Below are 19989 nucleotides of genomic sequence, written 5' to 3' on the forward strand. Positions count from 1 at the left end.
AATGGGTAAATTATTTCCTTTTTGCATAATTGCAAATTTGTTTTGTATAGTTTCTTTTTCTGCGTGGGCTTATGTTGATCAGGGCATTGCGTCAGCTAACTCCGAAACTCTTCAAATTATTGTAACAACGAATACAATTACAGTTGATGCACATTTCGATGGTCGTGATCTTTATATTGCTGGTGTTTTGGAAAATATTGATCCACTCTATTCTCAACAAAAACGCTATGATGTTATTGTTAGTTTAGAGGGGGAAACTCATCCGATCGTTATGCGAGAAAAAAAGCGTAACGCTGGAGTTTGGATTAATACAGACTCTCTCACTTTTAAAAATGTTCCTCTTTTTTACTCAATGGTCACAACACGTGAAATTGATGATATTGCTAGTACTGAAAATTATAGGCGTTTAGGGTTAGGGCTACCTTATTTTTTGTTGCAGACCGATGAGCAGGATCAAAACAAAATACAAACTTTTCGAGATGAACTTATAAAATTGCAAAAAGCTAAAAAACTTTATAATGAGGAAGTGGGCGGCGTTCGTTTTGGCTCTGGTTCACTTTTTACAGCGCATTTTCGGTTACCAGCGAACATCCCTGTTGGACATTATCAAGTCCGTGCTTACCTTTTTTGTGATGGACAATTTATCGATAGTGCGGCGACAACTCTTGAAATAGTTAAAGCACATATTGCATATTCGATTTTTTATGCAGCTCATAAATACAGTTTATGGTATGGTATTATGGCAGTTATTGTAGCTGTTAGTACTGGATTTTTATGTCGTTTTATTTTTCGAAAAGACTAATAATGAAGCAATTTTAGCATATTTATTTTTTGCGAAAAATGCGTAAAAGAAGAAAAGTGGGTACAACAATGATTGCCCCCATTGCCGTCATATAGAATAAATTTGCGAAAGTTGTAAATCCTGTTTCCCACAAAAGTTTGAAAAATTTAATTGCTTTGTATACAAGATTACGAGGCGTCCATCCAAGAAGATTCATCGCGATGCCAACTAGGAGCGAAAGGATAAGTAATTTGATAATAACATGCTTTAATGTGCCTCCGAGAAATGAGTGAAAAGGCTTGGATGTACTTTTTCTTGTCTTCATTTTTGCATATTTTAAAATATTTTTACGCTTCAGTTTACAATTAGTAATAGTGTCGTTTCCTCCAAGGAAGGAAGAGCACGGGGTTTCTTTTTCTTCTTTAAATTTCCTCTCTTGTGGTGTGGGTAAAGCATCTATATTGATTTTTGGAATAGGCTTTGTATTTTGTAAACATGTTGAGTGATATTTTCTATTTTTTCATGGTCTTGCCAGAGATTCTTTTATTTTAGATATTTGCAAAAGAGTATTTATAACATTTTTACACTTTGGTTAAGAGCTTCGGGTATGTTTCCTCTCTTTTCCATGGAAAATCAATATATTGTGTATAGAATACAGTTTTCAATCATTCTGTTTTATGGAGATACTATTCATTTTGATGGATATGTGTTTGTGTGGATGTTAGGATTGAATGTCTGAACGTTCGTGAATTTAAAAAATGATAAATTTGTTTAGTGAAAAAACAGTAGCCACAAATGTAGCAGAATTTAGTGTTTCTGAAATAGCGGGAGCTTTAAAGCGCGTTGTTGAAGAAAAATTTGGCTACGTGCGAGTGCGTGGAGAAATATCAGGCTATCGCGGTGCTCATGCTTCAGGTCATGCTTACTTCGCCTTAAAGGATGATAAAGCTCGGTTGGAAGCAGTTATTTGGCGCGGAGTTATGGGAAAGCTTAAATTTCCTCCCGAAGAAGGGATGGAAGTGATTGCGGTTGGTAAGCTTACGACTTTTCCAGGATCATCCAAATATCAAATTGTCATTGAAGATCTCGAGCCGACAGGTGTCGGCGCTTTGATGACACTTTTAGAAAATCGCAAAAAGAAATTTGCAGATGAAGGTCTATTTGATGAAGAAAAGAAGAAACCTTTACCTTATATGCCGAGAATTATAGGTGTTGTAACATCACCAACAGGCGCAGTCATCCGTGATATTATTCACCGTATATCAGATCGTTTCCCGTTGCATATTTTAGTTTGGCCTGTACGGGTTCAGGGGGAAACAAGTGGTCGGGAAGTTGCTGTTGCTATTGAAGGTTTTAATACATTGCCTTTAGGAGGTAGTATTCCCAAACCAGATCTGATTATTGTTGCACGAGGGGGGGGGAGTTTAGAAGATTTGTGGGGGTTTAATGATGAAGTTGTTGTTCGTGCCGTTTATGCTTCCTCTCTTCCGGTAATTTCTGCTGTTGGGCATGAAACGGATTGGACTTTGATTGATTATGTTGCTGATTGGCGTGCTCCAACTCCTACGGGAGCAGCCGAACGAGCTGTTCCCGTTAAATTTGATCTCGAAGTGCAAGTAGCATCACTTTATGCACGTTTGCATAAGGGAATGGAGCGTTATTTTGACTTTTATCAACACAAATTGTACGCACTTTTGCGAGGTCTTCCGACCGCCGACCAACTTTTTGCTTCACCTCGACGTGGTTTTGATGAAGTTTCAAGTCGATTACAACGTGCGCTTTGTGCGAGCTACGAAAAAAAACGTTTTTCTTTTTGTACGCTTGGTGTACGTCTTTCGCCGCGTTTACTGAATACTGAAAAAGCTCTATACAATGTGAAAGAATATACTGCACGCTTTCATCGTGCTTTTTTGCGTCATATTGAAAAACAACGTGCTCAGATAGAGGTAACATTCAGGCTTTTAAAAAGCACTTCATATCAAAATATTTTAGAGCGTGGTTTTGTTTTAGCTTTAGGGAAAGATAATAAGCCTATTAAAAGATTGGTTCAGATTCCTGAAACTGGTATAGTAAATTTACGCTTTTTTGATGGTGAAATCAATGTTTCAACACGTGGTCGTTCCCTTAATAAATCTGCAAAATCTAAACAGATAAAATCAAAAGAAGATGATCAAGGAACACTCTTTTGACATGGTAAGTTCAGTGCTTGATAAAGGGCTTCTTATGGGAGGGGATGGCAAAATTCGTTGTGCGTGGGCAGGAACCGATCCACTTTATTGTGCCTATCATGATAATGAGTGGGGAAAGCCTGTTTTTGATGATTATCGTTTGTTTGAAAAAATTTGTCTTGAAGGTTTTCAGGCAGGGCTCTCTTGGTTGACTATTTTAAAAAAAATCTCTCATTTTCGTCAAGCTTTTGATTATTTTAACTTAGAAAAGATTGCTCTTTATGATGAAGAAAAGATCACTACGTTGATGCTTGATAAAGGTATAGTTCGTCATCAGGGAAAGATTCGATCTGTTATTAATAATGCAAAAAAAGCTCAGGAAGTTATCGTACAATGGGGCAGTTTATCTCGCTACTTTTGGTCTTTTCAGCCTTTGCAATTTGAGCGTTATGAAAAAGTTACTTTCGAAATACTGAAAGATAATCCTGTGACACCTGCTTCTATCCGTCTTGCGGCAGATTTAAAAAAACGCGGTTGGACTTTTGTTGGCCCTACCATTTGTTATGCCTTTATGCAGGCAGTAGGGATTGTGAATGATCATCTTGAAGGATGCGCTTTTCGTTAAGTTTATAAAGAACTCCATGATAGGTAAGGTTATAAACTTCAAAATAATGATATGCAAAACTGATATTAAATTCTCTGGAATGCTTGTATAAAGCTTTATTATCTGATAGCTTCCCCCCCATAAGGAGGAGATTATACTGTGTAAGCCCTGGATTTTTGGAAAATGAGCTTAAACAGTTTTCTATAAGCTGTAGTACTGAGGTAAAGCTTTAATATTGTTTGTGAGGGGGGAATATGATGAGTTTTATTTTTACCAATAAGGTCGTGTTCTGTTTTTGCAAAGATAGAGCTTAGAAGATTTTTATTTCTTGATGAAAAGATTTTCTTTTACGTTTAGGTTTTACAAAAGTTACAACTTTTTATTGAGATCTGTTGTATTGGTAGGAGTATTGGTATGCTTTACTGATTTTTCAACTTGATCATGGTTTGGGTTTCTGGAGAGAGGCGCTATTATTTTAATAGGCTGTAAAGGAATGGGATGGTGAGCTCATGAACCTTCTCCAATAGCTTCATTCATGGCTATAATTTTAATATTAATAATAAGATTATAGCTCATTATAATGGTGAAGAAGTATGTGATACGAGCATAAATTTAACGGAACACATGATGTGCATTTTTATGGCTAATTGATATGTCATAAATTAAAAAGGAAGCGCTTATTCATAGATGTAGAATTATACTTATTCAGTCTTGGTTATTATAAATTTGCTGTATCATTTTAAGATGGTTAATCGATACGAAAGTATCTGATGTTAAATATAGCTTTACAAAAGGAAAAGTCTATGAACTTGAAAAAAAAGATATTAAAAGGCAGTAGTTCTTTTATTTCTGCTCTTATTGCTATGGGTATATCTTTGCAGCAAGTCTCAGCGAAAACACCTGCTGATACTCTTGTAATGGCCTGGAGTATTGACGCAATTAATACGTTTGATCCTGCGCAAATCAATGAAGTTTATGGAGATGAAATTCTTCGTAACGTTTGTGATAGTTTGGTTAGTTCTTCTCAAAAAGATGCGTCTAAAGTGATTCCATCTTTAGCAGAAAGTTGGGATGTTTCAGGGGATGAACATAGTACGGTTATTACCTTTCATTTGCATGATGGCTTGAAATTTAATGATGGTCGTTCTGCTAATGCTCATGATCTTGTTTGGAGTATGAAACGGGTTGTTAAATTGAAGATGGCTAATGCCGCGACATATAGCGATTATGGTATTACAACTGAGACTGTTGATTCTGCCATTCAAGCACCAGATGAAAAGACTGTGGTCATGAAATTTGATAAGCCTTATCCTAAAGAGCTTATTCTTAACCATATAGCCACTAATCCTGCTACTATTTTACTTGATCGTGAAACAATTATGAAAAACGAACAAGACGGTGATATGGGAAACCGGTATTTGGCTAGTCATATTAATTGTGTTGATCCTTATCAATTGGCAAGTTGGCGTCCTGGAGAGGCTATTTTATTACGTGCGAGTTCTCATTATTGGGGCAAAGCTCCTAAGCTTAAACAGATTTTGATTCGTCATGTTGCTGAATCAGGAACTCAGCGTTTATTATTACAAAAACAAGATATAGATGTTGCGCGTAATTTGACACCTGAAGAGTTAGCAGATCTTCAAGCGACAACAGATATTAAGGTTGAGAAAGTGTTGGTGCCATCCATAATGTATTGGGGCTTCAATATGACAAATCCTATTTTTGCTAATGAGAAAGTGCGCTTGGCAATGCGCTATCTTATTGATTATGATGGTCTTGCAAAGACAACTCTTGAAGGGGTTGCAGTTCCACGTGCAAGTTTTCTTCCCATTGGTACTGTAGGTGCGTTGGATGAAAAAGAAGGTCAACCATTTAAAATTGATTTGAAAAAAGCTAAGCAGCTTCTTACAGAGGCGGGCTATCCAAACGGGTTTGAGACAAGTGTTTTAGTGGGAACATCCTCTCTTGCTTTGGCAATTATGCAGTCTATACAAGATAATGCTGCAAAGGTGGGTGTGCATTTGAAGATTGAGCGTTTAGGAGGCGCACAGTTATTTTCAAAAATTTATGCACGTGCTTTTGATACTGCTTTTGTCGGATGGAATAATGATTCTGTAGATCCTCATACAATGGCTTTACGTCTTGTTTACAATCCTGATAATCGGTTTGAAGCTAGAAATACAGCCTATCCTAGTTGGCAGAAGGGGTATTTTGATGCGAATATGAATCAGAAGGTTATGGATGCTTTATTTGAAAAGAATTTCAAGAAGCGGCTCAACCTCTATGCTGATTTGCAGCGTGAGATGATGCAAAAAGGGCCTTATGCTATGCTTTATCAAAAATATAATGTTGTAGCTCTATCGCCTGTTGTTAAAAAATGGGTTTGGAATAGTGCTCCACGTGTCTTTTATAGTGCAATTGAGAAGTAAATACGTATTAAGTGCTAGAAAATATGAATAAAGTGTAGCAGTAGCATAAATAATGGCAATGCTCCCCTGTATGATTGTGTTTTAAAGTCATGTAAGATACTTAGATATCAAGGGGGGCACTATAAGAATGCGGTTAAGATCCGGTTTATAGAAGATAATTCATATCCCTATTATATGAAAATATTCATTTTAACTGCGGTGAGAGTTTGTTTTTTAGGAGTTAAGAAAGAGAATTTGAAAAATTTATGATCGTGTTGTTGAGGGGAAAAATAAAGAAACCACAAGTGTTTAATGTATAAAGTGTCCAGAAGATAAGATGAAGAAAACAACATTAAAGAAATTTTGTATTTTAGTGGGGACAATTGGCTTCTTGAGTGGTTTTATGCCACTGCCATTAAGCGCATCATCTAAAAATACATTGGTGATGGCATGGAATATTGATGGGATTAGCAGTTTTGATCCAGCGCAATCGATGGAAACGACAACGAGTGAATTATTAAAAAATATTTGCAGTTCATTGGTGGATTATAATCAATTAGATCCTACTAAATTTAATCCTTCTATGGCCAAATCTTGGGATATCTTGGATGGTGGAAAAAGAATTGTTTTTCATCTTCGTGATAATTTAAGATTTGATGATGGAAGAGTTGCGACTGCACAAGATCTTGCTTGGTCTATGCAGCGTGCTGTTAAATTGGGGATGAGTTATGCCCAGCTTTTTTTGAACTATGGGTTTACTAAAGACAATATCGAAACAAATATTAAAGCGCTTGATGATAAAACTTTACAAATGAAGTTTGATAAATCTTATCCTGCTCAACTTATATTGTCTATATTCGGACAATCCTATATTTCTACTATTCTTGATCGTCAAACACTTGAAGAAAATAGTGTTGATGGTGATATGGGAAATAAATATTTAGCTACCCGTTCGGCTTGTGTTGGTCCTTATAAATTGGTGCGTTGGAATTCAGGGGAAGAAGCTGTCTTAAAAGCAACAGAACATTATTGGGGAGATGCACCAAAAGTTGATCAAATTATTGTGCGGCATGTTGCTGACTCAGGGAGTCAGAGGCTGCTTTTGGAAAAAGGCGATGTAGATATAGCCCGAGATCTGTCTTCAGAAGATGTTCTAGATATTGAAAAACAAGGAGGAGCAGTTAGGATTCTTCGTGTTTTGCGACCACAATCTATTTATTTATCTCTGAACAACAGGAATATAGCTTTTGCTAATGAAAAAGTAAGACGTGCGTTGCGTTATCTGGTTGATTATGAGGCGCTTGGGAAAACTGTTTTAAAGGGTATTGCTATGCCACGTGCAAGTTATATGCCATTAGGCGTACCAGGTGCTTTAAACGAAAAAGAAGGATCCCCATTTAAGTTAGACTTAAAAAAGGCGAAAGAACTGATAAGTGAAGCGGGGTATTCCAATGGGTTTAAAGCCAACCTTTTAATTGATAGTCTTCCCTACATGTCGTCAGTTGCGCAGTTACTCCAAGAAAATGCGCGCAAAATTGGTATTGATATTACAATTGAAAAAGTAGCAAAGGTTCAATTATTAAGTCGCGTTCGTAATAGAAATTACGACATGGCGATTATGGGATGGGCAAGTACTGAGCCTGATGGACATCCTACTTCGTTTCATCATGTTTTTAATCCTGACCCGACGTTCACAAAAAAGCATATGATGAATTTAGCTTGGCGTGCTGGTTATTATGATGAAACTGTAAACAAAATGGTGATGGATGCGTTGTTTGAGAAAGATCAGAATAAGCGTTTTGAGCAGTATCGTGATCTACAGCATTATGTGTTTAAGCACGGTCCTATGATTTATTTATTTCAGACGTATTACACCGTTGCTGTAGGACCCGCTGTAAAAAAGTGGGTTTGGAATAGTTTTAATATTTACTACAATAGTGCAGAAAAGTATGCGCAGTCAGTTGAATAAGAACTGTGTGTGGTGCTCTTGATTGTAGTTTGTTCAACTGTATGGCGAAGGAGAACGTCATGCTCATGTTTTATAGGTATGTAGGATCTTATCAAGATGACTTTATCATTTCCAGAAGCCAATACAATAGTTTCACAAAGGTGGAGAAATTTATATGTATGGATCTTTTTTTTAAAGGTATTTAAGCTATTAATTTCTGTATTTATTACATTGCTTGGCTTGGTAACTGTTACTTTTTTTATTGGTCACCTTCTTCCTTTAGATCCTGTTCTTGCTATTCTTGGTGATAATATTAGTCAAGAAGCTTATGATACGATGTTTTTCAAGTTGGGTCTTGATAAGCCACTAATTGTTCAATATTGGAATTATCTTTGCAAAATATTTTTATTTGACTTTGGGGATGCTTTAACTTCGGGAAGGCCTGTTTTAGAAGATATTGTGCGTGTATTTCCTGCAACATTAGAACTTGCAACAGTTGCTATGATTATTGGTACAAGTTTAGGAATTCCGCTTGGTATTTTTGCAGCGATGTATCGCGATTCATTTGTTGATTATTTTGTTCGTATTTTTACGCTGCTTCGTTATTCAACACCAACTTTTTGGCTTGGATTGATGGCTTTATTGGTGTTTTACGCTAAGCTTGGTTGGATTGGTGGTCCAGGGCGTATTGATTTTATTTACGAATATTCTTTTGAACCTAGGACAGGATTTTTCCTTTGGGACACCGCTAGACAAGGGCAATGGGAAGCTTTTCGCAATGTTTTCGGCCATATTATTATGCCTGCTTTAATTTTAGCGTTCGGCGCTATGGCCTATATTACTCGTATGACACGTGGATTTATGATTGAACAACTTAATCAAGAGTATATTATCACTGCACGTGTTAAGGGATTATCTCAGATGCGAACAGTTTGGTATCATGCTTTTCGCAATGCTGCTGTTCAGATTATCACTGTTGTTGCTCTTTCTTATGCTTCTTTACTAGAAGGTGCTGTCTTAACAGAGACAGTTTTTGCTTGGCCCGGTTTTGGGCGTTATTTAACCAATGCCCTTTTGGCAGGGGATATGAATGCAGTTGTGGGGTGTACTTTGATTATAGGATTTCTCTTTGTCATCATTAATGTATTTTCTGATTTTCTTTATCACATCTTTGATCCAAGGACACGTTAAATATGGCAACAATAAATCATAATAAATCGCAATCATTATTTTCTTTGAAGCATTGGTTAAATGAGGCTGTGCCGCGGTCAATAATTCAAGCGAATGTACAAAAAATTTATCATTCAATGATTAAATTTTTTCATAATTTCTCGGCTGTATTTGGTTTGGTCATTATTCTTATCATTATTCTGTGTGCTGCTTTTGCCCCTTGGATTGCTACCCATGATTTTGTTAGCAATGATCTTGTACACCGATTGCAGCCGCCATCTATGCTACATTATTTTGGGACAGATGAATTAGGGCGTGATATCTTTAGTAGGATAATCTTTGGTGCACGGATCACCCTTTATATTGTTTTCCTCACTACAGTTATTGTCGGGCCTATAGGGTTAATTGTTGGGACTGTGTCTGGTTATGTAGGGGGATGGGTTGATACTATCCTTATGCGTATCGTTGATATTTTTCTTGCTTTTCCAGGTTTGATTTTAGCATTTGCTTTTTCTGCAGCTTTGGGGCCAGGAATTGAAAATGCGTCTATTGCAATTTTAATTTCAGCGTGGCCGCCAATAGCGCGGTTAGCGCGTGCTGAGACTTTAACCATACGTTCATCTGATTATGTCTCAGCAATTCGTCTGCAAGGTGCATCTACTTGGCGAATTATTTTGTTTCACATTGCACCGATGTGTATTCCTTCAGTTATTGTACGGTTAACGTTAGATATGTCTGGAATTATTTTAACCGCTGCTGGTCTTGGTTTTTTAGGATTAGGCGCTCAACTTCCGAGCCCTGAATGGGGAGCAATGCTTTCTACAGGTCGTGAATTTATGATGACAAGTTGGTGGTTGGCTGTAGTGCCAGGTTGTGCAATATTGCTTTCAAGTCTTGCCTTCAATCTTTTAGGTGATGGGCTTCGTGATGTATTGGATCCTCGCAATGGATAAAAAATTATTAGAGATAGAAAATTTACGTATTTCTTTTCCTACAACACGTGGCATTTCAGAAGTTGTGCGTGGCGTGAGCTTTTCCATGGGAAAAGAAAAAATCGGAATTGTTGGCGAATCTGGGTCTGGAAAATCAACAACTGGACGTGCAATATTACAGTTAAGTGCTAAGTCAGCGATTGTTAAAGCTGATAAAATGCGTTTTGATGATATTGATTTATTGACAGCAAGTGAATCGTATATGCAAACTATCCGTGGAAAGCGTATTTCAATGATTTTACAGGATCCCAAATATTCGCTTAATCCATTAATACGAATTGGTGATCAGATTATGGAGGCTTATCGTATCCATTATCGTGTTTCAAAGGTGGATGCGAGGGAGAAAACAATTTCTATGTTGGAATCTGTTCAAATTCGCAATCCTGAGCATGTTATGCGACTATTTCCTCATGAAATATCAGGTGGTATGGGACAGCGAGTTATGATTGCTATGATGCTTATTCCTAAACCTGATTTGATTATTGCAGATGAGCCAACTTCTGCACTTGATGTTACTGTGAGATCTCAGATTTTATCAGTATTAGACAAACTTGTAACAAAATTTGGAACAGGACTTATTTTTATTAGCCATGATTTAAACATGATTGCTGATTTTTGTGATCGTGTTTTTGTAATGTATGCGGGTCGTATCTTAGAAGAATTGCCGGCGTGTGATTTATCGCGTGCGCGTCATCCCTATACTCGGTCTTTATTGGCTAGTTTGCCGAGACTTGATAAACCAGTTGATGTTTTGGAAGTCCCTGAGAGAGATCCTGAGTGGCTACATTGTCCAACGATTGTTAATGGTGTTGAAGGAGCGTTGCCGTGACCAATTGTGAAAATATTATTGATGTTTCTAATTTATCTGTAACTTTTGAGCATGGACGCAAAGCAATAACAGTTGTTAAAAATGTCAATTTCCACATTAAGCGTGGCGAATCTTATGGTTTAATTGGTGAATCAGGATGCGGAAAATCAACGATTTTGAATGCATTGATAGGGCTTATTCCTCATTATAATGGAGACTTTATTTTTGATGGGGAAAAAGTATTAAAGAAAAGAAAAAAAGATTTTTTGCGTCGTATCCAAATAGTTTTTCAAGATCCTTATGCTTCACTTCATCCTAAAAAAATGGTGCATACTGTTCTTTCGGAATCACTCGTCATTCATGGTATGGATAATAGAAAAGAACGTGTGCATGATATTTTGCATGCAGTTGGTTTAGATTCTTCATTTCTTTATCGTTATCCACATGAGTTATCAGGAGGGCAGCGTCAGCGTATTGCTTTAGCGCGTGCTTTGATCATTGAACCAGGAGTTTTGTTACTTGATGAACCAACATCTGCCTTAGATGTATCAGTACAGGCTGAAATTTTAAATTTGTTGAAATCATTGCGAGAGGAAAGGCAGTTAACGTATTTGATGGTATCTCATGATCTTCCAGTTATTGCTCACATATGCGAACGCGTTGGTATTATGCATAAAGGTATTATTCTTGAAGAGCTCAGTAATAATGATTTACGTCATCTGCAGGCAAAAAATGATTATACAAAGATGTTTTTTGAAGCGAGTATTGATCCTATTTCGTATCAAGAAGAAGCAATATGATGGGGTTTTGAGAATTTTGAGTTAAGAAAAAGATGATACGTATTCTTGAAGGAAAGATGTTGTTTGCTTTAAGAATATTCTATAATATAGCTCCTGGTAGTATCCTGATGGCGTTATTATAAATCGGATATTTATCGACTTTTAGGTATGATTTTAGCATTATTATTTTATTTTACGTTGGAATAATTTACTTCGTCTATTGTCTTATCGAGTTCTATGGTATCTATCTGTTTGGGTATTGTTGGCAATTTTAATTAAGTCTTTTGTTGCTCTTTAAAACAATAGGGTTATCTTTGAGATTTGGGATGGAATATCAAAATGTGATCTTTGATTTGTATCAATAAGGTTGTTGATTTGATCTATTTTGTATTGGTTGACAATATTCATTTTACGTTTTTAGGCTAAAAAGTACTTTGCTATTTTGTTTTACCTTTTCAAGTCGAGTATTCTAGTGTAGTAGGTGCAAAAGATTAGAAGTGTAGTCTTATCCTTTCCTCTATTAAGTATCATTTTAAAAGTATTGGTATAGGTTTTTGAGATTTTATACCGCTCGGAAATAAAGGCATTTCAGAAGCTTGGACTGGCTGAAATTGATCTCATTACTTTGATATGTTGTGAGTTATTTTAGGTTAGTATGAAAAATAGGTTAGAGCTATAAAGGATTTAGCTTCGTTGTCTTCGCAATATCTATTCACTTTATGTTATTTATTAATTTAATTGAAAATATGAATCTTTTGCTTTTTAAAATTTTACGGTGTGTTAGATCTTATGTCAGGATTGTTGATTTTTAATGAGAAGCTGGATTTTTTTCAGTGGCAGTGTCTTTATTCTTTAATTGTTTCTGATCCTTAATTTGTGTCGACAGTGTCATTGGTCATTTCGTCATGTCGTTTAGATTCTAGGGCAGGGCAGATATCAATTTAAAATAGTATTTCTCTTTTAATTAAATATATGGCTAAGGAATGTAAGTTTTTTATACAGGATTTAGCGCTTTCGGGTTCATGAAAAATATGTTTATTGTTGCTTGATAAATTTTTTTCTTATAAAATTATATATTTATTTGTATAATACTTAATATTGTTAATTGGAGTTATTATTTTATTGTGTATTTTACATAATAATTATAATTTATTATTATAAAATAATACTATATATTATCATTAATACAGTAATAATATTGCAATTTATATTTAAGCTAGTAATCATCTTGTTATTCTATCAAATTTTTTATAATGGAGTATAAAGACAAAAACATGGAGAGATGCTAGAAATAGTCAGTAAAGAATAATCGTATGTGGTCGGCTGATTAAGCTGTAAGAGGATAAAACTGTTGCTGTTTTTCTATTTTAGGGACAGCAGAGGGGGGGTGTAAGGCGCTTTAAAAGAAGAATAAGTTTCCTAAAATAGCCTTTAGAAGATCTTTTTAAGTTTCTTGAAAATCCTTTTAAAAATGATAAATTGGCTGAGAACGGTGAAGCGGTACTCAAGAAAATGAGAAAACAATTTCAACAACGTCATTTTGATTCTCTTTCTGAGACTGTATTTAAAATGCTTGATCCCGTTTTACGTAAGAGAACCGGTCTTAATGTAGCGCTTATAGAGCATTGGTCACAAATTGCAGGATGCGATATTGGTCATTATACAATGCCACTTAAAATTATTTGGAAACGTCGCTTAGATCAAGATGACGTTTTTCAACCTGCAACACTTGTTATAGCTTGTGAAGGATTTATGGCATTGAAAGTTCTTCATGAAACAGATGAGTTACTTCATAGAATTAATGGTTTTTTTGGGTATATAGCTATCGATCGCATTAAGATTGTACAAAGGCGTATATCTGTTTTGACCGATTGTTCGTCGGTAAAATTAATTCCAAATGAGGAAGACAAAAAGCATGTGAAAAAGATGCTTGAAAATATCACCAACGAAGGTTTACGCCAATCACTTTACGAATTTGGCTGCCACATTTTTACGGAAAAAAGAGCAAACAAAGAAAAACACTAAGAATCTTTCAAAGTTTTTTAAAAACTTTTTTGAAACCCTTTGGGAAAAAATATGGTGCAGAACAGGATAGAAAGCTAAATTAGTGCAGACTATGTACACAGATGAAAAACTCTGATAGAAAAACGGTAGCGGAGGAGGGATTTGAACCCCCGACACAAGGATTATGATTCCTCTGCTCTAACCTACTGAGCTACTCCGCCAAAATACAAATACCATCGGAATTCATTTTATATTGCGGATATAAGAGGTAGAATAGTAAGATGTCAAGCATCGATTTTAAGCTTTTTTCTTGTCATTCTATTTTATCCTAGATATGGAATGTATAGAAATATGTTTTTTATATGACTAAGTAGGATAAGGCGTAAAAATGTTGCCACGTGTAGCGGTTTTAGGGTGTGGAGATTGGGGTAAAAATCATATACGAACACTCCAGAGTTTTGGAGCTTTAGTAGCGGTTTCCGATATTGATATTGGTTGTGCTGAAAGTTTTTCCAGTATGTACGGTGTTAAAGCTATTCCGCCTAATGATCTTTTTATTCATAGAGATATAGATGCGTTGGTGATAGCGTTACCTCCACAATTCCATACGGAAAATGTGCTGCGTGCTGTTAAAAATGGTAAAGATGTTTTGGTTGAAAAACCGATTGCTTTAAATGTAGCGGATGCTGAGAAGCAAGTTCAAGCTGCTAATGAATATGGTCGGATTTTAATGGTAAGCCATATTTTACGTTTTCACCCTGCATTTGAAAAAATGCGTGAATTAGTGTTAGAAGGAGAGTTGGGTGATATACGTTATATTTATTCTCATCGGTTAGGCTTTGGAAAGTTTCATACACAGAGTGATGCTTTATGGGATCTTGCTCCTCATGATCTTTCAATGATTTTGGCTTTAACAGGATGTGAACCCTCTGAAATCCAGGGGAAGGGAGCGGCTGTGGTCAATCAGCTTGCCGATTTTTCTCATATCCATATGACTTTTCCAAATGGTGTGCGTAGTCATCTTTTTACTTCGCGCCTTAGTCCTTATCGTGAAAGGCGTTTAACGGTTGTTGGTACAAAGGCTATGCTCGTTTTTGATGATATGGAGCCATGGAATCGTAAATTAGCATTTCAACGCTTTTCTGTGTGGAAGAAAAATGAAGAGTGGGATTTTCATACTGATAAACCGAATTATATTGAGGTTTGTGAAGATTTGCCGCTTACTTGTGAACTGAAGCATTTCCTTCATTGTATTAAAACACGTCAATTGCCTCGTACAAATGGTGATGAGGCTGTTGCTATTTTACGGATTTTAGCTACTGCTAGTGCCAATTATCATCGATAAAAAAAGATAAGTAGTACTTGTTTTGTATTATTGTAATTATCAATGGAGTTAATATGCAATTCATAGATCTTGGGGCGCAACGTGCCCTCATTGAAGATAAAATTAATGCTGCAATTGCCCACGTTTTAGAGAGTGGAAAATATATTTTAGGACCAAAAGTAACAGAGTTTGAAGAGCAATTGGCAGATTATCTTGGTGTTAAACACGTGGTTGCATGTGCTAATGGAACTGATGCATTGAAGATGCCCCTTATGGCTAAAAATATTGGTTTAGGTGATGCTGTTTTTTGTCCTAGCTTCACGTTTTCCGCAACTGCTGAAGTTATTGCTTTGGTGGGAGCTGAACCTGTTTTTGTTGATGTTATGCCTGATACATTCAATATTGATGTCAATAAGCTTTGTGAAGCGATCGAAATGATTAAAAAGGAAGGACGTCTTAAACCAAAGGCAATTATTGCTGTTGATTTATTTGGTCTTCCTGCCGACTATCTCCAGATTGCTGAGATAGCTGTAAAGGAAAACCTGTTTATTATTGAAGATAGTGCTCAATCGATAGGCGGTAAAAGTGGTAATACTATGTGTGGAGCTTTTGGTGATGTGGCTGCAACCAGCTTTTATCCTGCAAAACCATTAGGATGTTATGGCGATGGGGGTGCTATGATGACCAATGATGATGATTTGGCGGCGCTTTTACGTTCTATTTTGTTTCATGGTAAAGGGCAAACGCAATATGATAATGTACGCATTGGTTTGAATTCACGTTTAGATACAATTCAGGCTGCAATTTTGTTAGAAAAGCTCGCTATATTTGAAGATGAGATGGAAAAACGTGTGGCAATTGCTCAGTATTATTCCGATGGTTTGAAAGATATTGTCACAGTCCCAAAAGTGGAGGAGGGAGGTCGTTGTGCTTATGCGCAATACACTATTATTGTAGGGGAAAATAGAGATAAACTAAAGGAGTATCTGCAAAAACACTCTATTCCTACAATGATTTATTACAAAACTCCATTACATCAGCAGCCAGCTTATAAACACTTTCCTTTTGTAAAGGGATCTCTTTCTATTTCTGAGTCTTTAGGAAATTATGTGTTAAGTTTACCTATGCATCCTTATTTAACAAAAAATGATCAAGATATGGTTATTCAGAAAATAAGAGATTTTTATCATTCTTGATAAAATACTTTATCTTTAAAATTACTTATAAGCTTTAAATTAGGCTGTTTTTTAGAGAGTTATTTTTAAAAGATAGCGTTAAAGCTGTGAAGATATTCTATTAATAAAGTCGTTGATGTATAGAGCTGTATCTTATGTTACTTGCTCAATGTGATAATGAATTCATTGTGTTAAGGATTAACCGTCGATATTGGTTGATTCAGATCTTCGTAAGGGCTTTAAAAAAAGAAAATCTATGTAAGGGGTGTTTTTTTTGTATGAGCTATTTTTTTGCTAATATGGGATGCTAGGTCATCTTTGCTTTGGGAATTTTGTATCAATGTATTGATAGGTGAAGATTGTCCTTCCTGCAGAGCTATTTGGGCAGCTAATGTTGCAGCTAGCTCTTTTGTGTCTTCGCGCAGTTTATCGAGAAGTTGATGCTTAGCAGTTTCGTCAAATTCATCTGTTTGAATTTTTTCTAAACATTGCAGATAGTGTGTTATTTTTTCTCGCATAGTTTTTATGTCCATTATGAAATTATTTATTGTAAAAGCACTTTTTTCATCTTTTATTCCGATAGATTCTTCATGTTGGATGTAAGAATTACATTGTGTAGATAGATACAACCTGTGAAGTTTTTCTGTTGTTTGGCTAAGTTGTATTTTCTGTTGGGCGTATTTTTTTTGTAAAGAGTTGTATTTTTGTTCATTGCGTACTAACTCCACAGCATGTTGTGCACAGAGAAAATCATAGTTTGCTTGCATTTCTGTGACTGATAATGGAATTTGTGTAGAAACGAATTTCCGTGCAAAGTATACAGCTCTGCGCCAAATAAGAGGGGAAAAAAGCACTAATAACCAGGAAATAGAGGCAATTCCAAGAATAAAAAAAAGCAATGATTGAATAAGCATAAATCCTCTTTTCAGTGAAAGTCCATTTAAAATGGATTCCATGTTGGTGTGGGTGTTAGTTTTAAATACCCTACATTAATGCCAAGGCGTGCACCAATTCCTGTACGTACTGGAATTAATAAAATATTATGCCTTTTAAGAACGTGAAACCCTACACCTGCAACTAGATAGGCCGAGCCTGAAATACCACCATAGCGTCCCCATAAATTATTTATATTTTTGAGATCATAAACTAAGACCATTAAACGGGAGCCTTGCCCCCCAAAATCCCATCCTACAGAAGGACCCTGCCAAAAAACTTTATGTTGACCGTGGCTTTTGGTAAAAAGCTGTCCTTCTCCATAGGTTAATCCCGCAAAGAAAGCACCGGAAGCTTCTTCCCCTAAGATATAGCCGTTGGGATATCCATATTGTGAAAAGATATTTTCAATTGCGACTGCTATGCTATCTGCGGTTTTTCCAAAAAAAATATGACCAGAATCGATAATTTCCTGCAAAGAATAATGTGGCTCATTTGGCCTCATTGGTTGAGGTTGAGTATGTGCAGTATTTATGGTTACGAATAAAAGAAATATCAAGGGTGTGATATTTTTATACCAGCGTAATAGGAAAGAGAGAGTCATGAGTTTTCCCCTTTTATTAGTTCCAAACAAAAAGATAATATTAGAATTTTCATCTGATTCAAATAAAATAAGGTGTAAGGTTATTTAGATTACTGAATTTATTCCTAAAAATTTAAGTGTGATTGTCAAGTTCTCTATATACATGATACACATTGCATGAGATGTTAAGGGCTTTAGTGCAAAATAATCTTATTTTTTAATCTGGGAGTTATTAATAATTATGACGCTAACTTTTTCTTTGAAGTCTACTGATCTTGCTGCTTTGCTTTGTAGTCGCATTTGCCATGATTTGATTTCACCTGTTGGCGCCATTCAAAATGCGATGGAGCTCTACGATGAGGGTGGAGCTGATGAAGATGCTTTGCAATTAGTGCGTTGGTCTGTTGCGAATGCTTCCGCACGTTTGCAATTTGCACGATTGGCTTTTGGTTTTTCAGGAGCTGTAGGGTCTCAAATAGACACGCGTTCCGCTGAGCAGGTCGCTCAGCAATATATGAAGGAAGAAAAAGCAGTTTTAAAATGGCAAGCTCCCGCTTTACTCTTACCAAAAGATGAAGTTAAACTTTTGCTTAATTTACTATTGATTGCAAATGCAACAATTTCTCGTTGTGGTGAAATAGTTGTGATAATTTTGCAAGATGAGAATAAACGTTCTTTTCGATTTGAGATTTATGGTAAAGTTCTACGGATTTCTCCTCATTTTATTGAATTATGTAATGGAGAATTTAAGGAAGAGCGTATCGATGCTCATGTAATCCAGCTTTATTATACGATGTTACTTGCTGAGATGACATCTATGAAAATAAAGATCGATGAAACTGATGATCTTATTATTTTAGAAAGTGAGAAAATATTTTAAAATAATTTTAAGATGGTCACATTGGGAAAAGATGACTTAGAAAAAAATTGAATCGGAAAGATCTTTAAGATTCAGGACTTTCTATGTAAAGGGGGCTTTTTGTGAAAATTCTTTCAAACAGAGAAAAAACCTCGGCCCGCTCCCCCGAGATTTTACAATGTGTCTTGTTATCGTTTTAGGCAGTTTTACGTACGCTTTCTTCAATTGGATCACGTAATACATAACCGCGTCCCCAAACTGTATCAATATAGTTTATACCGGAAGATGCTGCTTCCAGCTTTTTTCGCAGTTTACAGATGAAGACATCAATAATTTTAAGTTCTGGTTCATCCATTCCACCATAAAGATGATTGAGAAACATTTCTTTAGTGAGTGTGGTGCCTTTGCGTAGAGATAGAAGCTCCAGCATCTGATATTCTTTTCCAGTCAAATGGACAGGATGTCCTGAAACCTCGACTGTTTTAGCATCAAGATTAACAGTGAGGTCACCGGTAACAATAATCGATTGTGCATGACCTTTAGAACGACGCACAACTGCATGAATACGTGCAATTAATTCGTCTTTGTGAAAAGGCTTAGTCATGTAATCATCAGCACCAAAGCCAAAACCACGCACCTTATCTTCAATAGCTCCCATGCCAGAAAGAATGAGAACAGGGGTTTTTATTTTTGCTAATCTTAAGGTTCGTAAAACATCATAGCCTGACATATCAGGTAAATTTAGATCAAGCAAAATGATATCATAATCATAGAGCTTTCCTAAATCGATGCCTTCTTCACCTAGATCCGTGATATAAACATTAAAGTTTTCTGATTTTAGCATTAACTCAATGGTTTGAGTGGTTGCTTTATCATCTTCAATTAACAATACGCGCATCGTTAGATCCCTCATTTCGCTCCTTTGGAATCAAGCGGAGCTGCTTTGTTTTACAACAGTTGGTAAAACCAATGTTTATAAAATGATTCATAAAAACAAACACTTATTGTTATAAAGTGTCTATGAACATTTCAGCAGTACGCGTAACAATCACCACTGAATTTCCCAATATTTACGATAATTTCCCACTATGTACGATAGTGGTTAACAAAACATTTTTATTTTAAAAAGTGGTTAACAAAATTATTTTGAAAAAAATCATATGTTTTAAAGTTAGTGGAAAAATGAATTGCCTTTTCTGTTAATTCTTCATTTAAAAAATATAGTAGATTATTTCAAATTAATTTTTTAAAATTGTGATATTTATTTACTGAGCTTTAAATTTCTTCATTTTATAAATGAGGGTGGATTATGGTGGGGACTACAGGGAAAAAACGTAAAGAATGATTATTGCTCTTTAAAGCAGGCTATGTTCGCAGATCTTTTAAGGAAAGTCCTGAAATTCATAATTTTATTAACAAGAGTGATCTCTGTTTTTCTTCAAAAAGATAGCAG

The 19989-nt window shown here is 35.8% G+C and carries 17 protein-coding genes and 1 tRNA gene; 13 read left to right on the top strand and 5 right to left on the bottom strand.

Annotation, left to right across the window (positions count from 1 at the left end; genetic code table 11):
* The first annotated feature begins 1 nt into the window (after position 1).
* Positions 2–802, top strand: a complete 801-nt coding sequence (locus tag WCP78_RS05140) for a TIGR02186 family protein (RefSeq protein WP_336279443.1) — start codon at positions 2–4, stop codon at positions 800–802.
* 22 nt (positions 803–824) lie between these two features.
* Here WCP78_RS05140 and WCP78_RS06280 read toward each other — a convergent pair whose 3' ends face one another.
* A complete protein-coding gene (locus WCP78_RS06280) occupies positions 825–998 on the bottom strand; it encodes a DUF6460 domain-containing protein (RefSeq protein WP_442895301.1) in 174 nt (57 codons plus the stop codon).
* Positions 999–1542: 544 nt separating this feature from the next.
* On the opposite strand from WCP78_RS06280, the gene xseA reads away from it, so the two are divergent.
* The 9 genes from xseA to WCP78_RS05190 all read left to right on the top strand — a co-directional run bounded on the left by xseA (position 1543) and on the right by WCP78_RS05190 (position 13683).
* Positions 1543–2970: an exodeoxyribonuclease VII large subunit gene (gene xseA / locus WCP78_RS05150; RefSeq protein WP_336279566.1), complete on the top strand. Its 1428-nt coding sequence runs from the start codon at positions 1543–1545 to the stop codon at positions 2968–2970.
* Positions 2948–3574: a DNA-3-methyladenine glycosylase I gene (locus WCP78_RS05155; protein ID WP_336279445.1), complete on the top strand. Its 627-nt coding sequence runs from the start codon at positions 2948–2950 to the stop codon at positions 3572–3574. The genes xseA and WCP78_RS05155 overlap by 23 nt, the downstream gene beginning before the upstream one ends.
* 782 nt (positions 3575–4356) lie before the next feature.
* Positions 4357–5982: an ABC transporter substrate-binding protein gene (locus tag WCP78_RS05160; RefSeq protein WP_336279446.1), complete on the top strand. Its 1626-nt coding sequence runs from the start codon at positions 4357–4359 to the stop codon at positions 5980–5982.
* 316 nt (positions 5983–6298) lie between these two features.
* Positions 6299–7930 (top strand): ABC transporter substrate-binding protein, encoded by a 1632-nt coding sequence (locus WCP78_RS05165; protein ID WP_336279447.1) that lies wholly within the window; start codon positions 6299–6301, stop codon positions 7928–7930.
* A 96-nt stretch (positions 7931–8026) separates the two neighbouring features.
* On the top strand, positions 8027–9100 hold the full coding sequence (locus tag WCP78_RS05170) for an ABC transporter permease (RefSeq protein ID WP_336279448.1): 1074 nt from the start codon (positions 8027–8029) through the stop codon (positions 9098–9100).
* 2 nt (positions 9101–9102) lie between these two features.
* On the top strand, positions 9103–10032 hold the full coding sequence (locus WCP78_RS05175; RefSeq protein ID WP_336279449.1) for an ABC transporter permease: 930 nt from the start codon (positions 9103–9105) through the stop codon (positions 10030–10032).
* Positions 10025–10900: an ABC transporter ATP-binding protein gene (locus WCP78_RS05180; protein ID WP_336279450.1), complete on the top strand. Its 876-nt coding sequence runs from the start codon at positions 10025–10027 to the stop codon at positions 10898–10900. The genes WCP78_RS05175 and WCP78_RS05180 overlap by 8 nt, the downstream gene beginning before the upstream one ends.
* Positions 10897–11679, top strand: a complete 783-nt coding sequence (locus WCP78_RS05185; RefSeq protein WP_336279451.1) for an ABC transporter ATP-binding protein — start codon at positions 10897–10899, stop codon at positions 11677–11679. Before WCP78_RS05180 ends, WCP78_RS05185 begins: the two co-directional genes overlap by 4 nt.
* 1491 nt (positions 11680–13170) lie before the next feature.
* Entirely contained in the window at positions 13171–13683 is a 513-nt protein-coding gene (locus WCP78_RS05190) for a DUF721 domain-containing protein (RefSeq protein ID WP_336279452.1), read from the top strand.
* A 126-nt stretch (positions 13684–13809) separates the two neighbouring features.
* Here WCP78_RS05190 and WCP78_RS05195 read toward each other — a convergent pair.
* Positions 13810–13883, bottom strand: a tRNA-Met gene (locus WCP78_RS05195).
* Positions 13884–14050: 167 nt separating this feature from the next.
* Between WCP78_RS05195 and WCP78_RS05200 the strand changes: the two genes are divergently transcribed.
* Both WCP78_RS05200 and WCP78_RS05205 read left to right on the top strand, forming a co-directional pair.
* Positions 14051–15007, top strand: a complete 957-nt coding sequence (locus WCP78_RS05200; RefSeq protein WP_336279453.1) for a Gfo/Idh/MocA family protein — start codon at positions 14051–14053, stop codon at positions 15005–15007.
* 53 nt (positions 15008–15060) lie between these two features.
* On the top strand, positions 15061–16182 hold the full coding sequence (locus WCP78_RS05205) for a DegT/DnrJ/EryC1/StrS family aminotransferase (protein WP_336279454.1): 1122 nt from the start codon (positions 15061–15063) through the stop codon (positions 16180–16182).
* A 233-nt stretch (positions 16183–16415) separates the two neighbouring features.
* Here WCP78_RS05205 and WCP78_RS05210 read toward each other — a convergent pair whose 3' ends face one another.
* Positions 16416–17075 (bottom strand): hypothetical protein, encoded by a 660-nt coding sequence (locus WCP78_RS05210; RefSeq protein ID WP_336279455.1) that lies wholly within the window; start codon positions 17073–17075, stop codon positions 16416–16418.
* Between the two features lie 26 nt (positions 17076–17101).
* The gene (locus WCP78_RS05215) at positions 17102–17698 is read right to left on the bottom strand and encodes a DUF1134 domain-containing protein (protein ID WP_336279456.1); all 597 of its coding nucleotides are present in this window, start codon (positions 17696–17698) and stop codon (positions 17102–17104) included.
* 220 nt (positions 17699–17918) lie between these two features.
* Here WCP78_RS05215 and chpT point away from each other — a divergent pair, with 220 nt between their 5' ends.
* Positions 17919–18557 carry a histidine phosphotransferase ChpT gene (gene chpT, locus WCP78_RS05220; RefSeq protein ID WP_336279457.1) on the top strand — a complete coding sequence of 213 codons (639 nt, stop codon included), beginning with the start codon at positions 17919–17921 and terminating at the stop codon, positions 18555–18557.
* A 175-nt stretch (positions 18558–18732) separates the two neighbouring features.
* On the opposite strand, the gene ctrA is transcribed toward chpT, so the two are convergent.
* On the bottom strand, positions 18733–19434 hold the full coding sequence (ctrA, locus tag WCP78_RS05225; protein WP_336279567.1) for a response regulator transcription factor CtrA: 702 nt from the start codon (positions 19432–19434) through the stop codon (positions 18733–18735).
* Between the last annotated feature and the right edge of the window lie 555 nt (positions 19435–19989).

The sequence above is a fragment of the Bartonella occidentalis genome (genome assembly GCF_037070875.1).
Classification (GTDB): Bacteria; Pseudomonadota; Alphaproteobacteria; order Rhizobiales; family Rhizobiaceae; genus Bartonella.